Genomic DNA, 21,858 nt, shown 5'->3' on the forward strand with positions numbered 1-21,858 from the left:
TTAGCAACAACGTGTTGTGAAATGCAACGAATTGACATGCAAGCAGATACAACGGCAATTAGGCTGAATTTGCAATGCTCCATTGCAAATTTGCAACGGAGCATTGCACGGTTATTTGTTAATTATCAATATACTACAATAAAAAGCAGCGTAATTTTCACAACACGTTGTTGCTAAATCCTGAAATGGGTTGATTGGGCGGTAAAACGGCCAAAAAACAGGGGCTTACTCCATCAGTTTCATGGCAGCATCGTCCAATTCGTTGTTTTTAAACGAGTCAAGGTAGCCTTGCGTCGTCCGTTCGGTAGAATGCCCCATCATCTTTTGGATTTTTGAGGCCGATATTTCCATGTCCCGCAGGTTGGTGGCAAACGAGTGACGTGCAACATAGGTGGTGAGGTTAATAGGGATGCCTGATTTTTGAGCGATAACTTTTAAGGCATCATTAGTAGAACGGGTGGTATTTTTTATTCTGCTGGTTACCTTTTGTGGGGTATTGTACTTTTTTGGGTCTAATATCGGAAAGATGTAGGCTTCGGGGTCGGTATTTGCCCCTTCGGGTTTGTATAAATCTAATATCCGCTTTGCAGGGGCTAATAGCGGGATGCTGTATCCTTTCTTTGATTTTGTCCGTATGTAAAACAAACGGTCGTCTTGGATATTCTTCCACTGGAGCTTTGCTATGTCCACCATGTTAATACCCCAACAGTAATACGAAAAGGTAAAATAGTTAAGTGCATGGTATTGGGCTGTACCTTCTTCGGTAGGGTACTTAAAAAGGGTTTCCATTTTGGCTTTTTCCATTGCCCTGTGTTTGGGGCGCAACCTGAATTTTGTAAAATCATACTCTTTGATAGGGGCGGTATCCTTTTTGGCAAGGTGGTATAAGGTAAGTATAGGGGTGATGTAAAACTTCATGGTGGACTCTGCCAACCCTTTGGAGCGCAGGTAATGTTCGTATTTAAGGATAAATGAGGTAGTAACTGCCTTAAAGTCGAGGTTTCTGTTTTGCTTGGTAAAAGCAAGCAGGGATTTCATCACTGACACATAGCTGTTTTTAGAGCCTATGCGGCCTGCTGCATCCAACTCTGCAATTACTTTGTCCATAAAATCAAAGAAATTAGTACTCGCTTTGGTCTTAGTGAGGGTCTGTGCAATGTTGTCGGCGGTATAAAAAGTATCGTCCCGCTCCAATTGCAGGATTTGTGCCTCTGCGTCCAGTGATTTCTTTTTGAGATAAATTACCAGTTCCTTATACAAAGGGTGTTTTTTATTGGGCAACCCTTTTTCTTCGTCCCATTGTTCTTTTGAGGATGATTTGCCCGTGAAGATAAATTTTGCCTTTCGGTCTTTTATAATACGGATGGCTATCGGGTGGTTGCCGTTCGCCAATGTTTTTGAGGTTCTAAGTATTACCTTTACGGATGCCATATTTGGTATTTAAACCTTGTTGGGTACAACATAGGTACAGCAAATAACATAGAAATACATAGAAATGTCAATACAAGGTATAATTGACATTAACATAAACAACTGTAAAACAATCAATTAAAATTATATAAAGTTACCGTATAACGTTTTAACCTCTTATTGCAATTAGAGAGGGGCGACTGTGGAAACGTCGGACTAATGTTTTGTCGGGGGTGAGTTAAAGAGTGTGCCAGAAGCACCCGACTATCGTCATTGCGAACGGGTATAATCAAAAGTAAAGGAATATAGATTAAGAAATAGTGAAGCAATCCCAATGAAACCGTTGTAAACGGATTGCTTCGGGAGACCTCGCAATGACGAGGAAGCTACTGTCCTGCTGACGCAGGAAGCACCTTATAGCGCTTTGTAAACACAGTTGTAATAGGGTTCTTCGCTATCGCTCAGAAGGACAGGATGGGCACTGACTGCATCCCGTCATTCCCGCGCAGGCGGGAATCTGCCTTTTAACACACCCCTGACTACCGAATAATTGTACGATTACCCAACTTTTCCCCTCTCTAATTGCAATTAGAGAGGGGCGACTGTGGGAACGTCGGGCTAATACTTTTTCGGGGGTGAGTTAAAGAGTGTGCCAGCCGCAGCCAGTCATGCCGAACTTGTTTCGGTATTGCCCCATTAATGAAATTACCTATACAATGACAACTAAATAGCTTTAGGACTTAAATTTGTCGAATGCTAAAGACACTAATATCCTTCCTTCTTATCATAATACCCTTTTTTGGATTCTCTCAAAAACTTAAGAAAATCAAAAAAGAAATTATTGAAAATGGAAACACCTATGAAGAAATCTATTATGTATTGAAAAGTGACAAAACCACAAAGCATGGAGAATACATAAAAAGGACAGAAAAAAAGAAAATTATAGAGCAAGGATATTATAATAACGGACAAAAGGATAGTATATGGACATATTATAACAAACGGTACACATCGCAAATTCTAAGTCAAGGTTCATACAAAATGGGTACTAAACAAGGTGTTTGGAGTTTTTATGGAGATAATGACAAAGTGGTTCAGAAATTTGATTTTACTAAAGACACGCTTTTATATGATGAAGGTTTTAGTAACAGTAAAGAAAGCTTTTATAACCCCTGTATTGATACTGCCGTAGATGTGTCCTCTTGTTTACTACCAACTCCAATAGGCGGAAGTTATATTATATCATATCTGATGGTTCAACATCTTAATTATCCCCCATTAGCAGTCGAAAACGGGTATCAAGGCACGGTAAAAATTAGTTTCACTATTGATGAAAACGGTAAAGGGAAAGACCCTGTTGTTTATGAAAAAGTTAATGATTTATTGGACGAAGAAGCCTTGCGTGTAGTTAAAATTATTCTTAACGAAGTTCGCTGGTACACTTGGGGACAAAAAAAACAACGCAAAATTACAATGCCACTTAAGTTTAAATTAAATTAGCTCTAATCCTTCACCTTCTCTCATCCAAACGGATAAACCCCTAAATTAGCCCCATGAAAAAAACAGTCCTGCTTGCATTTGCAGTGATAGGTATTGCCGTTATTGGCTGCAAACCCTCTACTAGTAATACCTACACTAATACAAATACCAATGAACCTGCCAATACAACCAAAGAAATAGAAGATAAATGTATGGCGGCTGTGAAAGAACACCTTACAAAAATGTCGGAAGCTACCGGAGCCAGCCTTGATACCATATCACTAGTGAAGTTAGACAGCGCTACCGAAAAAATGGGGCGCCAAAACTATTGCCGTATACTTGAAGAGTTTAAAACTATACAAGACCAATTTGTAGAAATGCAAAAAATTACGGTAGAGGCTGCCCGCAAAGTTCACCCCTCAATGGCTGCGGCCGAGCTTGCCCGACTGAATGATGCCCAAGAAAAACAAAAAGAAGCCGATGCTGAGTTGCAAAAATGCTTGGCAGATGTCAATACCGTTGATTCAGTAAATTATGTGTACTATCGTGTTACCACGTTTGGAACACGTACTTCGCCCCACGGAAAAGACACCCTTACAGGCCCGTATTTCATCAATAAAGATTTTACAATAAAACTGTTTTAGGCATGGTGATTGGCAAACATTTATCCGATGAATTGCCTAACCACTAACCGCCAACAACTAACCCCTGTTTAGGCCAAACATTAAATCTCACCCCTTTGTTGGTATAAGGTGCAAAGTGAAGTAATTTTGCACCTTCGTTTTTTTATGGCGGCAAATAACATTTTAATTAAGGGTGCGCGCGAGCACAACCTTAAAAATATAGACGTAGAGATAGCCCGTAACCGCATGACGGTGGTTACAGGTGTGAGCGGTAGCGGTAAATCGAGCTTAGTGTTTGATACCCTGTATGCCGAAGGGCAGCGCAGGTATGTAGAAAGCCTTTCGGCCTATGCGCGCCAGTTTATGGATAAGATGAACAAGCCCGAGGTGGACTACATCAAAGGCATTTCGCCCGCCATTGCTATCGAGCAGAAAGTAAACACGCGCAACCCGCGCAGTACGGTTGCCACCAGCACCGAGATATACGATTACCTGAAACTGTTATTCACCAAAATAGGCAAAACCGTATCGCCCGTTAGCGGAGCTATTGTAAAACGCCACAGCGTAGGCGATGTAGTTGATTTTATTTTGGGTTTAGAAGACGGCAGCACCGTGTTGGTTCTTAGCCGCATCAACACTCAGCGCAAACTGGCCGAAGAACTTAAAGTATTGCTGCAAAAAGGTTTTACCCGTTTGCAAGCCGGCGATACCATTTACAAAATTGAAGAACTGTTAGAAGACGCCAAAACACTGAAAACCCTAAAGCCTGAAAATTGCTTTTTGGTGGTTGACCGCGTTCTTACCGATAAAGCCGATGACGAGCTCCCCTCGCGCTCTGCCGATAGCATACAAACGGCCTTTTTAGAAGGCAACCAAGAGTGTTTGGTAAAAGTAACCAACCCCGAAGGCAAAGAACACACCCTGCAATTTTCGGCAAGGTTTGAGGCCGATGGTATCAGCTTTGAACAACCCAGTACCAACTTTTTCAGCTTTAACAACCCTTACGGAGCTTGCAAAACCTGCGAAGGCTTTGGTATGGTGATTGGCATTGACGAAGATTTAGTGATACCCGATAAAAGCCTTAGCGTGTACGAAGGTGCCGTTGCCCCTTGGCGCGGCGAAACCATGCAGGAGTGGAAAGAAGATTTTATCGCAAAATCCATCCATTTGGATTTTCCCATGCATCGTAGCTATTACGATTTGACCGAGCAGGAAAAAGACTTATTGTGGCAAGGTGCAAAAACCGTATTGGGTATCAATCAGTTCTTTAAATACCTTGAAGAAAAGGTTTACAAAATACAGTACCGTGTGATGCTGAGCAAATACAGGGGTAAAACCACCTGTCCTGATTGCCGCGGCACCCGCTTGCGCAAAGATGCTACCTACGTAAAACTGCTGAACGAAGCCAAACCCGAAGAACGTCTTTCGATATCAGACATCATACTAATGCCCGTGAGCCGTGCCCATGAGTATTTTACCCAACTGAAACTTACCCCCACCGATACCAAAATAGCCGACCGTATTTTGAAGGAAATTACCAACCGTCTTTCGTTTATGAAAGAAGTAGGCTTGGGCTACCTTACCCTTAACCGGTTGAGCAATACCCTTAGCGGCGGCGAATCGCAACGTATCAACCTTGCTACTTCGCTGGGCAGCAGCTTGGTGGGTAGTATGTATATATTAGACGAACCCAGTATTGGCCTGCACAGCCGCGATACCGAAAACCTTATCCGTGTGCTGAAATCGTTGCGAGATTTGGGCAATACGGTAGTGATTGTGGAACACGACGAGGACGTGATGATGGCGGCGGATGAGTTGATTGATATTGGCCCATTTGCTGGACGCAACGGCGGCGGATTGATGTTTCAGGGAGACTTTAAACAAATGCTGGCCGACGATAACAGCTTGACGGGCAAATACCTTTCTGGACGTGAGGAAATACCCGTACCCGAACGCCGACGCAAGTGGAGCGACCACCTTGAAATTAAAGGCGCACGAGAAAATAACCTCAAAAACGTAGATGTTAAAATACCCCTGCACGTTATCACGGCCGTTACCGGTGTGAGCGGTAGCGGTAAAACCTCGCTGATAAAAACCGTGTTGTACCCCGCATTGCAAAAAGTGCTGGGCAGCTATACAGGCGGAAAAACGGGGCAGCACGACCGCTTGGAGGGAGATATTAAAAAAATTACCCAAGTAGAAATGGTTGACCAAAACCCCATTGGTAAATCATCGCGCAGCAACCCTGTAACTTACATAAAAGCCTACGATGCCATCCGCGAGTTGTTTGCGGTGCAGCCTTTGGCCAAAACAAGGGCGTATAAAAGCAGTTTCTTTAGTTTTAACGTAGAAGGCGGCAGGTGCGAAACCTGTCAGGGAGAAGGCGAAACTACGATTGAAATGCAGTTTATGGCCGACCTTCACCTGCCTTGTGAAACCTGCCACGGCAAGCGTTTTAAAGACGAGGTGCTGGAAGTGCAATACAAGGGCAAAAACATTGCCGATGTATTAGACATGACCGTTGATGAAGCGATGGACTTTTTTGCCGATGCCAAAACCCTGCACAACAAACTAAAACCGCTGCAAGATGTGGGTTTGGGCTATGTGTCGTTGGGGCAAAGCAGCAGCACCCTTAGCGGTGGCGAGGCGCAACGTATTAAGTTAGCTTCGTTTCTGGGCAAGGCCAGCAAAGACCAACACATTCTGTTTATTTTTGATGAACCTACAACGGGCTTGCACTTTCACGATATTAACAAACTGATGGGCAGCTTTAATGCCCTGATTGAGCAAGGCCATACCATTGTGATTATTGAACACAACATGGATGTGATTAAGTGCGCCGATTGGATTATTGACATAGGCCCCGAAGGTGGCGATGCAGGCGGACATATTGTGTACGAAGGCACCCCCGAAGGGTTATTAGCCGTTGAACAAAGCTACACCGCCAAGTATTTGGGGGTGAAGTTGCCCAACGCAAAAGCAACTGCTAAATAGTATTTCTTGTTTGGTGTAACAGCCGTAACACTCGTAACACACTGTTACACCAACTATAGTTAAAGTAGTTATTTAACTGTAATCCGTTCAAAATATAATAGTTACCTAAGAAAAACACTTTTCTCAGCGGGTTAAACATTTAAAAGTGTAACAAGATGTAACAAAGTGTAACATCCTACATGTTACACTTTGTTACAGTCAAAGCAGTAATTTATATGTAATAAACTAAAAATAAGTACATTACATAAATATATCACATTCGTTATTTAATTAAATGCTTAAAAGTGTAACAGGCTGTAACACCCAAATGTTACACTTTGTTACAACTAATAAATTTCTATAACTATAAATAACTTAAATACTGCGCTTTACAACAAATCTGTTTTGTCTTCATTAACCCTGTAACAATGTTACAGATGTTACACTTTGCATATCTCTATAATGATATATATTATTGATTATTAACTAAATAAACGTTTGTGTAACGTAACACTAAAATGTTACAGAATGTTACACAATTCAACACGATGTGTTTAACTAATTAATAAACAGTAAATTACCAGTGTAACAGATGTAACACCGTAACACCCCTGTTACGCCTGTTACACCATAGTAGGGAACTTGCACTCCAAACCGTCGTTGCAAAGTCTCCCGACGCAATCTGTTTGTAGCGGTTTCTGTGGGATTGCTTCACAGTCGCCTTTTCAGTTTTTATAACTATGCGATACCGAAACAAGTTCGGCATGACTGGCTGGGGTTGCCTCCCGTCATCCTGAGCTTGCCTCAGGATCGCAATACGTATAAGAATTTTATTAGGAAATGAAAAAACGAAACAAATTCGGCATGACGAAAGTCGAGCGCTTTTTGCACACTCTTTAACTCACCCCCGAAAAAACATTAGCCCGACGTTCTCACAGTCGCCCCTCTCTAATTGCAATTAGAGAAGGGAAAAGTTGGGTAATCGTACAATTATTTAGTAGTCAGGGGTGAGTTAAAAAGTCAGATTCCCGCCTGCGCGGGAATGACGGGATGCAGTCAGTGCCCAGCCTGTCCTTCTGAGCGATAGCGAAGAACCTTATTACAACTGTGTTTACAAAGCGGGATAAGGTGCTTCCTGCGTCAGCATGACAGGATGTGGGTGCGTCTGCTGTCATTCCCAACTTGATTGGGAATCAGTGCGGGGTAGATTTTTTAACTCACCCCCGAAAAAATAGTAGCCCGACGTTCCCACAGTCGCCCCTCTCTAATTGCAATTAGAGAGGGTAAAAGTTGGTTAATCGTACAATTATTTAGTAGTCAGGGGTGAGTTAAAAAGCAGATTCCCGCCTGCGCGGGAATGACGGGATGCAGTCAGTGCCCATCCTGTCCTTCTGAGCGATAGCGAAGAACCCTATTACAACTGTGTTTACAAAGTGCTATAAGGTGCTTCCTGCGTCAGCAGGACAGTAGCTTCCTCGTCATTGCGAGGTCTCCCGAAGCAATCCGTTTGTAGCGGTTTCTGTGGGATTGCTTCACAGTCGCCTTTTCAATTTTGATAACGATGCGATACCGAAACAAGTTCGGCATGACTGGCTGGGGTTGCCTCCCGTCATCCTGAGCTTGCCTCAGGAACGCATTTCAATAAAAGCCCCTTATTCTTTAAACAGTTTTTTATATTGACTTATTACTCTTTTCAATGAGTCATTTTCTTTTTGTTCTTTAAAATACTTCTCTGCCCATTCTTGTATGCGATTCCCATCATTTGAATTTTGCTTTTCAAAAGCTCCAATTCGTAAATAAGTTAAATATATCTCGTCTTTTATGATTTGAAGCTCTTTGGGCGTAAGTTTCGTGGTATCAATATTATTCCCAATAAAATCCATACTAAACTCAAGGTTTTTTTTTGCGGCCTTTCGCACAAATGCATCACTGTGCATCTGCAAGCTGATAGCGTTTTTAAGGTTATTAACGTTATTGCTCAATATCGTTTTGTTATTACTAAGTTGATTCATTTCAGATATTAAATCTTTGTTTCTCTCTTCTATTGTTAGCCTTTCCTTTGATAATGAATCTATTCTATTCCTTAATACTACAGAGTCGTGTTTAAGGCTCTCAACTTGTTGTTTAAAATATTCTGTTCTAATAGCTCCAATAGCAACAAAAGAAGCTGCTATTGCAGTTATAATTTGGATAAGATTCACATCTTTTAAAGGTCTTTTAAACCAAGGCCTTAACTCTTTTTCAAGCTTCCTACTTTCAAGCTTTAGCTTTTCTATTTCATATTTCTTTTTATCTTCTTCAGGGTCTAGTTCTGTTGCCATTGATAAAATTATTTATCACAATATACTAAACAATTAATTTAGTGATGCAAAGTTCTAAAAACACCCGGACTTGTTTGTTACCGTCTTATAGTATGGAGTAGGCTTCCGAATTGATTGTGCCAACCCGTCATTGCTATGTCTCCCTAAACAATCCGTTTGTATGGTTTCATCGGGATTGCTTCACAGTCGCCTTTTCAGTTTTGATAACAATGCGATACCGAAACAAGTTCGGCATGACTGGCTGGGGTTGCCTCCCGTCATCCTGAACTTGTTTCAAGATCGTAATACACACAAGAAGTTAATTGAGGAATGAGATCCCGAAACTAGTTCGGGGATGGATTATTTGGCGGCTTCAGCTACTTTTTTCACGGCAGCATCGTACACACGGCGCATACCTTCTTCAGTACTGATTTTCGGGTACCAGTTAAACTTGTTGTTTACGTACTCCATGTTAGCGTAGCGGCTATGCACACCTACAGGCTTATCCAACAACGGTTTAATGGTAGGCTCGTAGCCTGCAAATTTGGTAAACAATTCAATAATTTCAAGGAAGCTGGTTAGCTTGCCCGAACCGATGTTAATGGCCGAACCATCGCTGATGTTGTCCAACGCCATCAAAATACAGTCGATACAATCGTCGATATGTACAAAGTCGCGACCTTGTTTGCCGCTTCCCCATACTTCAAAAGGGTCTTCTTTTTTAGCTGCACGGGCTGCAATGGCCGGTACAGGGTAGGTAAGGTCTTGGTCTTCGCCGTAACCGCTAAAGGGGCGTACGCAAGCTACTGAAATGCCGTAGTATTTGGCAGCAATGCGGGCAAGGTATTCACCCGTTAGTTTGCTCCAGCCGTAGGTCATATCGGGTTGTCCAAGACTACCGTCAAAACTGATGTCGCTTTCGCTCAACGCTATTGCGTGGTCAGTAGTTTGTAAATCCACAGGATAAGCAGCACTACTGCTGGGAAACATTACCCTTTTGGGTTTGTAGTTACATACCCAGTAGAAAAACTCAGCGTCAATACTCAAATCCAAGGCTACCATCATCGGGTCGCCGTCAATTTTAGAGCGTCCGCCAACAATCGCCGCAAAATGGAATGTATCGGTAAACTTAGGATAGTTAAAACCGTAAGTATCGTTTATGTAGTTATGGTTGTTGGTAATGTTGCGTAAAAACGTACGGAAATCACCTTCCCAATAAATCATTCGGCCACCCATAAACAGTTTCAAATCCTGATGTACGGTGTGTTCGGTATTCTCCAACCACTCTTCGGGGCGGGGAGTACCTGCGCTTAAATCATCAATAACAAAAAGTATATCGTTGGTAGTTTTAAGCAAGCGTTTCACAAGGTTTCTTCCAACAAAACCACAGCCGCCTGATACTAAGTGAATGTTCATCCGTTTTTCTATTTTCTGCAAAAGTACAATTTACCTTCTATTGGCAAAGATGTTGTTTTAAAACAATACGTTGGCTTTACAATACCGTATTGTAAAAATTACTTCGATTTCTTTTTGGGTTTTACTTCAATTGTAGCCGTATACGCCATCGATTGTTCTGCCCAATCCTTCCAGCGGTCAGCGTAATCGTAGGGAACTTGAGCCCAGCCATTCATCGCCCTGTTGTCCATTGGGGTAAACATTTGCACACCGTCAAGTGCTAATGCTTCGTTCAGTTCAGCCTCAGGTAATTTAAATACCATATAATCTCTCCAAAACATTACACCTGCCTTGCCATTTGGTGCTTTAAGACACATGGCACCAAACATTTTACTTTTGGTAGCATTGTTAATAGTTTCAGCAATCCGGTGGTATAGTTCCTCTGCTTTTGTCATACTGCAAAGGTTTAAAAAATATAGAATTAACCAAGGTACTAATCTTTCAGTAAGCTTTTAAATGACTCTGTGATTGAAGGATATTCAAACTCGAACCCGTTTTCCAGCAATCGGTGCGGTACAACATTCCGACTTTTAAGTATCAGTTCGGTTTCTGTTTGCAGAAGTATTGCCCCTATTTCAAGCAGCCATCGGGGATGGTTGATGCCGAAACGTTTGCCCAAGCCTTGCCGCAACGATTCCATAAAGTGTTGGTTAGTTTCAGGCTGCGGTGCTGAAATGTTTACTGCGCCTTCTATCGGTTGGTTTAATACATAGTCTATTGCCCTGCAAAAATCCTGCTCGTGTATCCAGCTTATGTATTGTGTGCCTTTGCCCATCTTGCCGCCTAATCCAAGTTGTGCTAACTTTTTTAATACAGGGAAAGCACCACCGTTGTTGCCCATTACTAAAGCAATGCGCAACGCCGCTTTTCGCGTGGCAGGGGAGGGGACAGCAAAAAACGTTTCCTCCCATACCTTGCAAACGGTATCTGAAAAACTATTACCAAAATCGGTGTAAGCTTCCGTCATTTTTTCTTTTTCAGAGTGGGGATAGATGGTAGCCGATGAGGCATTTAGCCATACCTGTGGCGGGTTTTTGCAGCCTTGTACTGCTATTCCTAACGCATGGGTACTTTTCACCCGCGATTGTATGATTTCCTTTTTGTTCTTCTTGGTATAGCGGCAGTCAACACTGCGGCCTGCAAAATTTATCAGGGCAAATGCACCCTCAAGTTCGGCAACCCAGTCGCCCGTATCAACACCATTCCATAGTACAGTTCGGGTGTTTTTAAGGTTACAAGGTTTTCTTGTCAGAATTACAATGTCGTACATATCCGCTCCCCAATGGTTAGCCAATAGTTTACCCAGATAGCCGTTGCCGCCTGCGATGATTATTTTAGGTTTCATGATTTTCTTTCTTCGCTGCTCAAATATAATTATTATATTTTCAAAATTTATTGAAAATATAAATTTTAACAAGGTGATTTAGCTAAAGCTTTTTGCATAATTTTGAAAACGTAATTTAGGAATCGATGAAGAGGCTAATAATCTTACTGGTAGTATCCTTAGGGATATTATGGGCGGGTTGCGGTGCTGCAAAGCGCGCCCGTGTTGAAAAATCAAGGCAATTGCATGCTTTAACCGTGGATGATTTTTATAGTTTCTTAGGGGTGAAAAAAAACTACACCTATGATAGTGCCATTAACGTTTGGGGTGAGCCGGGTAAAGAAGAAACCAATGAAGGGTCGAAGATAAATTACGCATCGATGTACTACTACGGCGAGTACGGCGAAAGACTTTTCTCTCTTACGTATGATAAACGCAACTACACGCTTAATTATATCAGGGTAACGGGCAGTAACGAGATTGGTTACCGTAGCACCCGTGAATTTTTTAAACAATGCGGGGTAAACGATATAAAACTTCAATTTTTAGGAATGCCCCGCGATAGTATTGTGAGTGTATTTGGTGAGCCTAAACGTGAGCAGAAAAGCGAGTTGGAATATCAAAAAGGAGGGATTACGGTTACGTTTTTATGTCCTGAGTTCTCAGGTGGAATTTGCGACGAGATACTTGTTTTTTGGAACTATTACTACAAAGAACAAGAGTAGTTAAACAGCTTTTTAATAAGTATCGTTTACTTTTTGTATTTTGATGGAATTAAACCTAACCTATGATTACCAATATGAAAAATACAATCTATTTGGCCGTATTGTTTGTTGCACTTGCAGCTTGCAGAACAAACAAGGAAGGCGGCTCTACAGCAAAACCTAAAACAATACAGGAAACCACCATTGACGATTTTGCAAATGTGCTGGGCTTGCAAAAGGGTGATTTGAACACCAAAGCCGTATCGCTTTTGGGAGATGCAACCAAAACCACCAAAGACGAGAAAAACACTTACAGTTTTGTAACCTGCTACTACGATGATGCAAGCAAGAACCGTATGTTCAGTTACACGTATGATAAAACCACCAACGCGGTGAATCACATACGTATTACCGGCAATAGAAATACCAACTATGCTGAGACTAAAGCCTATTTTAAAGACCGAAAAATCAACGATATAAAAGTGGATTTTTTAGGAATGCACAAAGATGATATTTTGAAGATTATGGGTACCCCGGTACGTGTAAACTCAGGTAACTACGAGTTTGTGAAGGGCCACGTGAGCATTACCTTTATTTGCTATGATTTTCACGGTAATAAGTGCTCTGAAATGTATATTTTCTGGAATTACTACTACAAAGAACCAACTAAGTAAAATCCTTCGGCTAAAAGGACGATTATAACACGGGCGCAATCCAGCAAAGGGTTGCGCCTATTTGTTTATATCTCGGCTTCGTATAGCAAGTAATTGCTTTTTTGCATCCCTAAACTTTCATAGGTAGCTTGGGCTTTGGTGTTTTCATGCTCTACATACAAACGGATTATTTTTACACTATGGGCTTTGGCAAGCTCCACCACTTTTGCATATAACGCTTTATAAATCCCTTTACGGCGATGATTTTCGCGCACAAATACACTTTGTATCCACCAAATGTTTTTATTGCGCCAATCGCTCCACTCGTACGTTACCATCAGGCTTCCGGCAACCTCGCCTTCAATCTCAGCCATCAGGTAAAAACCTTTACCGGGGTCGTTTATTGCAGCCTCTACCGCAATTTTCACAATTGCCTCATCAAGGGTTTTACTTTCGGTTTCCATTGCCATCAGGCAGTTATGCAGGGTAATGGCGTCAACGTCGCCTGCAAATGCGTTGCGGATAATCATGCCCCAAAGCAATAAAAAAGCGTGCGATAAAAAAAGTAGCGTTTGCTAGTTATTCCTCAGGGTTTGCTTGCCATTTACGTGCAAGGCCTATATAAGCCCCAAGTAATAACAGAATCAGCACAATATTACTCCCGTTAATAATATCCCAATTAAGCCTTATCCATGTATGGATAGGGGAGTCGGGGGGGCAAGGCAACCCTTGCTGATAAGCTTTATAACAATCCGTATCTGTAGCTTCATATGTTATTACAAAAATCATGGGTAAAACAAACGGCATAAACCAAAACACCCAGTTGAGGAAAATACCGCTAATGGTTTTAGGTCCTTGTTTATAGATGAACCGAAGCGTGAAGAATAAGACAATTACCCAGATAAAAAGTAGTAGGGCGGGAATTGCTTTTTCTTCATTTCTGAAACCAAGAACAATAATGCTTACTGCAACCGATAACAACCCCATGCCTATAATAGCCATAAACCATTGTTTGAGTCGGGTGGTACGGAAGCTGAAAATTATGATGGACATTCCCAGCGAGTAATAAAGAATAACAAGTAATAAATCGTTGTTCCAAAATCCGTTTCTAACTTCATCCACCTTTTCGATGGCATTTGTCAACTCATGATTATTAGCATAGTAGCCGCTGTAAACGGCTCTACCTTGATTATTCTCATCAGCGTAATTTCTTGATGAGGCCAATATGCGCATTACCGTATGCCTGTTATCATTAAAACATTCAGCAACTTGTTTTTCAGTATTGATGTTGTGGTCTATACCATACTTGGTACACAATGCTTTAAACTTGTTTATTTGCGCAGCAATAGAGTCCTTACGCCCCTCATTTAACCACCGTTGGGCAATGGCATCCAAGTCATACTCATGCAATATGTTTATCGGGCTGTTGTAGAAACGTATATGTTGTTTGCAATAGTGCAGGTAGCTTTTTTCATATTCTACAGTATCAACAGTCTGATACTCTGATTCAAGTAGCTCCATTGCTGCCGCTATCGAGTCCTGTGTAGCTTGAGTCATATTTTTCTTACTCAGCTGTTCCAATGAGTCTCTTAGATAATCAGCCCTCAAAGAGTCACAACTGTAACGGATGTCAAAATCACCCTCATCAAAAGCCATGAAGTGCATAGCAAGGTTTATAGCATTCGCGTCGTCTTCAAGCACTACTTCTCTACTTACCAGTTCAACGCGGTTATAAAGTCCTTGTTGATAGGTAAAGAAAAAGGTAGAGGTTGAAGAGAATACGGTGAAAATGAGCAGAAACTCGTAATACAAATAGGCTTTACCGATGGTATAAAATGATTTAAAGGGATTGTTGCGGAGGTAAAATACCAGCCAGCCAATAATCATAAGAGCAGAAATAAGTACGGAAAAGGTTACTACTCCCTCCATACTAAAGTAACGGTACACCCACAGTTCTGTAAGTTTTATGGGTTGTAAAAAACCGGCCAGGTAAAAAAGTATATGTATGATAAGCGCCGCAGGAATAACAAATGCAACACGTGTATTCCACAATAGCGGGTACTTGCTTATCAGTTTTTGGTTGAGTTTTTTTAGCATGATTTTTAGTTGATAAAGAACCTGCGTGATGAATTAGAAATGTTGCGGAAATAGTTAGGAGCAATATTGTTTTTAGCCATTGTATCTAATAAAAGACTTACAGATACAGTTGCCGGAAAGTGGAGCAGAAATACTCCGCCGTTGTATTGAATTTTTGTAACCCCGATGGTATTGAACGCTGCTGCCAAAGCCTCTCGTGTAGCAGAAGTTTCAAGCTCCACAATTAATTCGTTGGTAGCTGTAGGGGTGTGCTCAGTAGTATTGGTTTGGTATTGAGGCTCCCCGTTTTTAATAAAGATAATGGTGTCTGATACCTTTTCAACCTCATAAATGTGTTGTGAACTCAATATCATCCCAAACGGAGCTGTTATTGAATTGGCCATAAATTTTAAGTCTTGCAGGATTGTTTGTTGTGAAAGTATATCCAAATTGGCCAGCGGTTCATCTAGTAACAAAATCTTAGGTTTGCGCAGCAATGTTTTTGCCAGCTCAAACCGTGTACGGTAGCCTGATGATATTCTATTCCACGTTAAGTGCCTGTAGGGGCGTAAACCCAAGCGGGCAATCATCATATCTGCCCACAAATGCCCCTCCTCACCCTTAATGTCGTAATAGGGAAGCACAAAATGCAGGTTATCCATCAGCGTTCCGTACCAGCGCGGAATGCGTTGTTCTATGTAAATCAGCTTGGTTTTTAGGTCGTATTGGTCGGCGGTATCCTTGGCAAACGAGTAATTTATGATGCCGTTATCGGGTTTTAACTCGGCGGCCAGTAGTCTTAGGAGTGTTGTTTTACCATTCCCGTTTTCGCCCACCAAGCCGGTTATCTGCCGCTCGTTTAACTCAAAATTCAGGTCTTTAATCTTGAACCCGCTTTTCAGGTAGGTTTTCGTCACCTTTTGCACACTCAATATTTTAGCGTTTTCCTTGTGCTCCGTTTTTAAGCCGGCATTCCGTATTGTTTCAAGCAGGTGTCCTACCTTCAGCAACACTTCTTGGTTATCAGCATTTGTGTTGGTTTCAAGCCATTCATACAACGCAATCGTTTTTCTAAACACTTCAGGGTCTTGTGTCTCAAACGCACAATCCGTGAGACGGCGGAGCCCTAAAAATGCATCACCCGATTGGTAATGATTATGGACTTCTTGAAGGTGGGTTTCAAATGCTGGGTTCATAGTATGCAAATACGCTAATAATTAAGAAAGTAAACGCAAATTATCGACAAAGAGTATTATCGGTTAACCAATTGTCATTGTCATAAAAATGTCAGCTTTTGAATTTGAGTTTTGACAGATTAAGGATACTCTTACATTTGCCTCTGTTTATAATTAGTCTAAATAAGAATAAAGACATTAGTATGAAAAAACTCTTAACCTCATTAACACTGTTGCTGGTAGCAACATTTTCATTCGCTCAGGCAGTAAACGATTCTGTAATGCTGGGAGCACAGTATGCCAACCAAGTATGGTACAGCCTTGCAAACGATAAGCAAGGAACTTCGGCCAAAAACAATTGGGACATAGCTTTCGAAATTAACAGTATCACATCATCGATACTATTAAACAGCGCAAACGGTAACACATTATGGGTGTATCCAAAAAGTGATATTACCGGCTGGAGTACTATTGATACCACTGGTATAACTACTTGGCCAAAACTTTACAACTCTGATTTAGCATGGGAAATGGGTGCATTTAATGTGAACATTGACCCGTTTGATGCCGCAGATTTGGGGTGGGGTGTGTATAATACCTCAAACCATCAGGTGGTGGGCGATAGCTTATACGTGATTAAACTATCAAACGGTGCTTATAAAAAGCTTTGGATTGAAAAATTGGCAAACTCAACCTACACCTTTAAATATGGTAACCTTGATAATACAGCCGAAGAAACCAAAACCATTGCTAAAGCTGATTTTACAGGTAAAAACTTCGGATACTTTTCAATACAAAACGGAACACAGGTGAATCGTGAGCCTTTGGCTGCCAATTGGGATTTAACTTTTACCCAATACACCGCATTTGTGCCTGTAGCGTACACCGTAAGTGGTGTTTTAACTAACAAAACCACGGGAACTGTAAAAGTATATCCTGTAAACGACCCTTCAACCTATAAAGATTATGCAAGCCAAACGTTTGGCAGTACAATAAATACGTTGGGATGGGGATGGAAAACCTACAACATGACATTGGGTGCCTATGTAATAGAAGACAGCACCGTATACTTTATTAAAGACGGTAACGATGACGTGTGGAAGCTAATATTTACAGGCTTTGCAAGCAGCAACGGCAAGTTTGTGTTCTCGAAAGAGAAACTAACGTCATCGGTAGGCATAAATGCTCCTGTTAAAAACAACTTCTTCACACTATATCCCAACCCGGCATCGGCAGGGGCTGTATCCATCGTAATGGATATGGCGGCTGATGCAACCGTAAACATTATGGATATGGGTGGAAAAGTGCTAAACACCCAAACCTTGCAAGGCAACGGGCTTAGCACACATGCACTTAACACCCAAGGGTTGGCAAACGGCCTTTATATGGTGCAAGTGGCCATGGGTAACCAAGTGTTTACCCAAAAATTAGCAATAAACCAGTAACACTCAAAGCGGGGCGTTGGAACCAGTCCGCGTCCCGTTTTGCGAAGCAAAAATAAGTACAGTAAATGTAGGGCGCCGGGAGGCGCCCTTATTTTTTGTAATCCAATCGGCTAAATATTTGTTACCCAATTGGATGGTTTTACGTTTATAGCGTTAAAACACATTCTGTTTCAACTAACTGCGTAAACAGTAGTCTAATAAACAAGATGTAAACAAATATTAGGGTGAAAAAAGATTTTTGGCAAAGTAGTTGATTTTTGCTTAGAAAAGTTAACTTTCACCCCGAATTAAGATAGAGATATGGCAGAGAATAGTGAGTATAAATACAGAGATATAAAGGTATTTGGTTCTACCGAGTGGTTGGCCAATAATGAAAAGAATTACAGGCTGGTATACGACGAGAGCGAAGTAAGCTATATATACTGCGAGGTCTCGCTATACAATAAATTGTTTGACGAAGAAGACTGGGATCTTAAAATGGAGCTGAAGTGCTACTCGTCAGACAATAAGGAAGTATGTACGCTGAATTGCGACCGCCGCATACGCAAAGAAGACAATATTGTTTTTGTGCGTGAAGGTTGGGGTGTGAAGGAAACCGGAGGTTATTGGAAACGCGGCAGCTATCGTTGGGAAGCCCACGTGAACGGAAAGTTTGTGGCTGAGAAGCATTTTTATGTGGAGAAGGAAGGCATTGTGACCGAAAACCACAATCCTTACTTTAAGCTGGAAACCCTTAAGTTGTACGAAGGCCCCGATAGCAACGTAAAACCAAAAGACCGTAAATACTTTAAAACCTTTTACGGTGCTGATGCCCGTTACATTTGGGTTGAGTTTACCGCCGATAACTTGGTGAAACAATATGATTACTGGGCTTGTGAATTGATATTCCAGTTTAAAACCCACACAGGGCAGTTGATTGGAAAAATTGACAAGCTGTTGTTTGTATATCCCCAAGATGAAAAGATTGTTTGTACTGTAGGCTGGGGAAGTGAAACCAAGGGTACTTGGAATAACGACGCGTATTACGTTGATATTCTTTTTATGGACGAGCTGATTGCAGAAGTTCCGTTTAAAGTGGGCTATGATTACGAAGAAGCCGACGATGAGGACTTTGAAGCACAGCCGCCTACATTGGTAGAACGCCAGATACGCAAAGAAGAAATTGAAGCCGCAAAAGGTGCTGAAACCCTTGACGATGTGATGAAGGAGTTTCAAAGCCTGATAGGCTTGGCCCCGATTAAGAAACGGGTAATGGAATACACCAGCTATCTGAACTTTATTAAACTGCGTAAACAACGCGGTTTAAAAGATGCTGATAATGTGGTATTGCACGCCGTGTTCAAAGGAAATCCGGGTACGGGTAAAACAACCGTAGCGCGGATGTTGGGTAAAATATACAAGCAAATGGGCTTGCTAAGCAAAGGGCACGTGCATGAAGTGGATAGGGGAGACCTTGTTGCTGAATACATAGGTCAAACAGCGCCCAAAACGAAAGAAGCTATTAAGAAAGCCAAAGGCGGTATATTGTTTATTGATGAAGCCTATGCTTTATCACGCAAAGACGACGATAGCAAAGATTTTGGCCGTGAGGCAATTGAAGTGCTGTTGAAGGAAATGAGCGACGGTACAGGTGATTTGGCTGTAGTTGTAGCTGGTTATCCAGAGCAAATGGATTCATTCATTAACTCAAACCCCGGTTTGAAATCGAGGTTTAATGTTGAGTTTGATTTCCCCGACTATGTTCCCCAAGAGCTAATACAAATTGCTGATTACGCAGCCGATAAACGCGGTGTTAAACTAAGTCCTATTGCCCGCGATACCATGTACCGCAAGTTGGTGGATGAATACCGTGACAGGAATAAAACCTTTGGTAACGCTCGTCTAGTAAACTCATTGATTGATGAATCAAAAATCAATCTGGGCTTGCGCATCATGAAGCAAAAAGACCCTCAGTTGTTGACCGAAGAAGAACTTTCGACCATTCAAATTGAGGACATCGAGAAAATATACGCCCCTAAAACCAAAAGCCTTGCCGATATTCCCATTGATGAAGATTTGCTACGCGAATCGATGGGCAAGCTAAAAGCAATGGTGGGCTTGAGCAAAATCAAAGAAGAGATTGACGAGTTGGTGAAACTGGTGCGCTTTTACCGTGAAACCGGTAAAGACTTCCGCAAATCATTCTCATTGCATGCGGTATTTACAGGTAACCCCGGTACAGGTAAAACCACTGTAGCCCGTATCTTGGCTCAGATATACAAAGCGTTGGGTATTTTAGAACGCGGCCACATGCTTGAAACCGACCGACAAGGGTTAGTAGGTGGTTACATTGGCCAAACCGCCATTAAAACTGCCGAACTGATTGATAACGCAATGGGCGGCGTACTGTTTATTGACGAAGCCTATTCGTTAACCGAAGGCGGCGGCGGAGATTACGGTCGTGAGGCGGTTGAAACCCTGTTGAAACGTATGGAAGACCGTAGGGGAGAGTTTGTGGTAATTGCTGCAGGTTATACCCAAAACATGACTTATTTCCTTGAGTCGAACCCCGGTTTGAAATCACGTTTTGACCGCGCGTTCCACTTCGAAGATTACAATGAAAATGAGTTGATGGATATTGCCATGCTGTTGTTTAAAGAAAACGGCGTGCAGCCTGATAAAAAAGCAAAAGGACACTTGCAGGAATACTTTAATCACATGTTGACAGTTAAAGATAAATACTTTGGTAACGGCCGCGAAGTGCGCAAGATTATTGAGCACGTGATTAAAAACCAGCACTTGCGCTTAAGTCAAACAGCACAGGAAGACCGCAACCAAAAAATGATAGAAACCATCACCATTAAAGATGTTGAGGACTTTAGTGTTGACCGCAACCAAGCCGCAAACCCAAGCAGCGGTATCGGTTTTAAACGATAAAATTTTACATTGAATATAAAAAAATATTGCCTGCTAACACTACTTGTTGTTTGCAGGCTTTTTCTTTTTGCCCAATTTGAGGACGAGGAAGAAGAAGTAACAGACACCGCTGAGTATGAAGTTGATACTGTAGTGTACAAATGGTTTGAACCCTATAAAGCCGACTTTCAGTTTTCAATGGGGTGGAATATCCCTGTAGGTAGTTTTGGAGCCAAGAATGAACCTTTTAAAGATGCTTTTGCAGAGCCCTATTATGGGCAGGTAAGTGTTAATGCCAAATATTCTAAATTTTTCCATAATAAGATAGGGTATGTAATTGGAGCTGTTTTCAACAGGGTGAAATTTGATAATATAGCCTTTAACAAGAGTTACGTGCAAAAATATGGTGACTCAATTATATCAGGTTTAGATTTCTTTTTGTATGAAAATTATAGTGCCTATGGCGGTATATCGTATTCGTACTTACATAAAAAAATAGCCTTTTCAGGCGGGGTAGGAGTTGGTGTTACTTATTTTAGGAATATTAATAAAGAAGACGGGGTTTTGAACTTGCGTGTGCACAAAGGGATTAATAGTAGCAATTTTTATAAGGGAGGTTCGTGGAAGGTGGGCGGTAATGTTGCCCCGCTCTTATTCTTAAATGCAGATATTAAGTATTTAATGAAGGGGGATTGGTACTTACTGGCAAGCACCAATTATTCATTGTCATACATCAGGTCAGAGTTGAGGGAGGTTGTAGATAATAGTTTTAACAGCCCTGAAGTAGATTTTATGAAGCGGAATTTGTCATTCTCAAACGTAGCAATAACACTTGGGGTAGGTACAATATTCCGTTAATTACTGGGCTTTAAAGCTAATGGTGTAAGTATATACCGTACCAGCACCCAACACCGTATCAAGGGTGTTTAGCTGCATATCCTTATCAGTAAGCACTACAATTTTGTATTTTTCAATACTGCCGGCAAGGTTATAAGATACGCTGTCTTCGGCAGCGTTAAACGACCATGTGGCAGCCACGGCCTGTGGGTCGTTGGCTGCACATTTTGTAGCCCCTTCGTCCACAATCAGTGATTTGTCGGTTTTATATACGTACAGATTATCCTTTTGGCAATTTTCAAGCGTTTCTACGTTGTCTTTCTTTGCCGAAACGAACAACCAGCCTTTAGCCCCGCCACCGGTAATAAGCTTTGTTTTCTCACTCACATTAACAGTATTATTGTTTTCGTCCTTGTCTTTTTTACAAGAAGCACCCAATAAAACGGCAATAACAACTATCACAAAAACCGATTGTTTATTCATAAAAAAACTCCTGCTACAATAGTGTA

17 protein-coding genes are annotated in these 21,858 nt (G+C 41.6%); 8 read left to right on the forward strand and 9 right to left on the reverse strand.

Annotated features, from left to right (window positions below; all coding sequences use genetic code 11):
* Positions 1-225: 225 nt before the first annotated feature.
* Entirely contained in the window at positions 226-1,431 is a 1,206-nt protein-coding gene (locus F9K23_12365; protein KAB2914916.1) for a site-specific integrase, read from the reverse strand.
* 732 nt (positions 1,432-2,163) lie between these two features.
* Between F9K23_12365 and F9K23_12370 the strand changes: the two genes are divergently transcribed.
* The 3 genes from F9K23_12370 to uvrA all read left to right on the forward strand — a co-directional run bounded on the left by F9K23_12370 (position 2,164) and on the right by uvrA (position 6,506).
* A complete protein-coding gene (locus F9K23_12370) occupies positions 2,164-2,910 on the forward strand; it encodes a TonB family protein (protein KAB2914917.1) in 747 nt (248 codons plus the stop codon).
* 53 nt (positions 2,911-2,963) lie between these two features.
* Positions 2,964-3,533, forward strand: a complete 570-nt coding sequence (locus F9K23_12375; GenBank protein ID KAB2914918.1) for a hypothetical protein — start codon at positions 2,964-2,966, stop codon at positions 3,531-3,533.
* 144 nt (positions 3,534-3,677) lie between these two features.
* Positions 3,678-6,506 carry an excinuclease ABC subunit A gene (gene uvrA / locus F9K23_12380; GenBank protein ID KAB2914919.1) on the forward strand — a complete coding sequence of 943 codons (2,829 nt, stop codon included), beginning with the start codon at positions 3,678-3,680 and terminating at the stop codon, positions 6,504-6,506.
* A gap of 1,631 nt (positions 6,507-8,137) precedes the next feature.
* Here uvrA and F9K23_12385 read toward each other — a convergent pair.
* The 4 genes from F9K23_12385 to F9K23_12400 form a co-directional block, all read right to left on the reverse strand.
* Positions 8,138-8,806, reverse strand: coding sequence for a hypothetical protein (locus tag F9K23_12385; GenBank protein KAB2914920.1), 669 nt, complete (start codon positions 8,804-8,806; stop codon positions 8,138-8,140).
* 339 nt (positions 8,807-9,145) lie between these two features.
* On the reverse strand, positions 9,146-10,201 hold the full coding sequence (locus tag F9K23_12390; GenBank protein ID KAB2915028.1) for an NAD-dependent epimerase/dehydratase family protein: 1,056 nt from the start codon (positions 10,199-10,201) through the stop codon (positions 9,146-9,148).
* A 98-nt stretch (positions 10,202-10,299) separates the two neighbouring features.
* Positions 10,300-10,635, reverse strand: coding sequence for a hypothetical protein (locus F9K23_12395; GenBank protein ID KAB2914921.1), 336 nt, complete (start codon positions 10,633-10,635; stop codon positions 10,300-10,302).
* Positions 10,636-10,673: 38 nt separating this feature from the next.
* Positions 10,674-11,585 carry a TIGR01777 family protein gene (locus F9K23_12400; GenBank protein KAB2914922.1) on the reverse strand — a complete coding sequence of 304 codons (912 nt, stop codon included), beginning with the start codon at positions 11,583-11,585 and terminating at the stop codon, positions 10,674-10,676.
* A 125-nt stretch (positions 11,586-11,710) separates the two neighbouring features.
* On the opposite strand from F9K23_12400, the gene F9K23_12405 reads away from it, so the two are divergent.
* Together F9K23_12405 and F9K23_12410 are read left to right on the forward strand one after the other, a co-directional pair.
* Positions 11,711-12,289, forward strand: a complete 579-nt coding sequence (locus tag F9K23_12405; protein KAB2914923.1) for a hypothetical protein — start codon at positions 11,711-11,713, stop codon at positions 12,287-12,289.
* Between the two features lie 74 nt (positions 12,290-12,363).
* Positions 12,364-12,942, forward strand: coding sequence for a hypothetical protein (locus tag F9K23_12410; GenBank protein KAB2914924.1), 579 nt, complete (start codon positions 12,364-12,366; stop codon positions 12,940-12,942).
* A gap of 65 nt (positions 12,943-13,007) precedes the next feature.
* On the opposite strand, the gene F9K23_12415 is transcribed toward F9K23_12410, so the two are convergent.
* The 3 genes from F9K23_12415 to F9K23_12425 are packed head-to-tail and all read right to left on the reverse strand — an operon-like array spanning position 13,008 to position 16,193.
* On the reverse strand, positions 13,008-13,451 hold the full coding sequence (locus tag F9K23_12415) for a GNAT family N-acetyltransferase (protein ID KAB2914925.1): 444 nt from the start codon (positions 13,449-13,451) through the stop codon (positions 13,008-13,010).
* Between the two features lie 49 nt (positions 13,452-13,500).
* Positions 13,501-15,018 (reverse strand): hypothetical protein, encoded by a 1,518-nt coding sequence (locus tag F9K23_12420; GenBank protein ID KAB2914926.1) that lies wholly within the window; start codon positions 15,016-15,018, stop codon positions 13,501-13,503.
* Positions 15,019-15,023: 5 nt separating this feature from the next.
* A complete protein-coding gene (locus F9K23_12425; protein KAB2914927.1) occupies positions 15,024-16,193 on the reverse strand; it encodes an ABC transporter ATP-binding protein in 1,170 nt (389 codons plus the stop codon).
* 182 nt (positions 16,194-16,375) lie between these two features.
* Between F9K23_12425 and F9K23_12430 the strand changes: the two genes are divergently transcribed.
* From F9K23_12430 to F9K23_12440, 3 genes are all read left to right on the forward strand, one after another.
* Complete coding sequence (locus F9K23_12430; GenBank protein KAB2914928.1) at positions 16,376-17,617, forward strand: T9SS type A sorting domain-containing protein; 1,242 nt, start codon at positions 16,376-16,378, stop codon at positions 17,615-17,617.
* Positions 17,618-17,917: 300 nt separating this feature from the next.
* Positions 17,918-20,533, forward strand: a complete 2,616-nt coding sequence (locus F9K23_12435; GenBank protein KAB2914929.1) for an AAA family ATPase — start codon at positions 17,918-17,920, stop codon at positions 20,531-20,533.
* A 9-nt stretch (positions 20,534-20,542) separates the two neighbouring features.
* On the forward strand, positions 20,543-21,370 hold the full coding sequence (locus F9K23_12440; GenBank protein KAB2914930.1) for a hypothetical protein: 828 nt from the start codon (positions 20,543-20,545) through the stop codon (positions 21,368-21,370).
* On the opposite strand, the gene F9K23_12445 is transcribed toward F9K23_12440, so the two are convergent.
* Positions 21,371-21,832 (reverse strand): hypothetical protein, encoded by a 462-nt coding sequence (locus F9K23_12445; GenBank protein ID KAB2914931.1) that lies wholly within the window; start codon positions 21,830-21,832, stop codon positions 21,371-21,373. It lies immediately after the preceding gene.
* Positions 21,833-21,858: the final 26 nt, after the last annotated feature.

This window comes from Bacteroidota bacterium (genome assembly GCA_008933805.1).
Taxonomy (GTDB): domain Bacteria; phylum Bacteroidota; class Bacteroidia; order UBA8524; family UBA8524; genus SB11.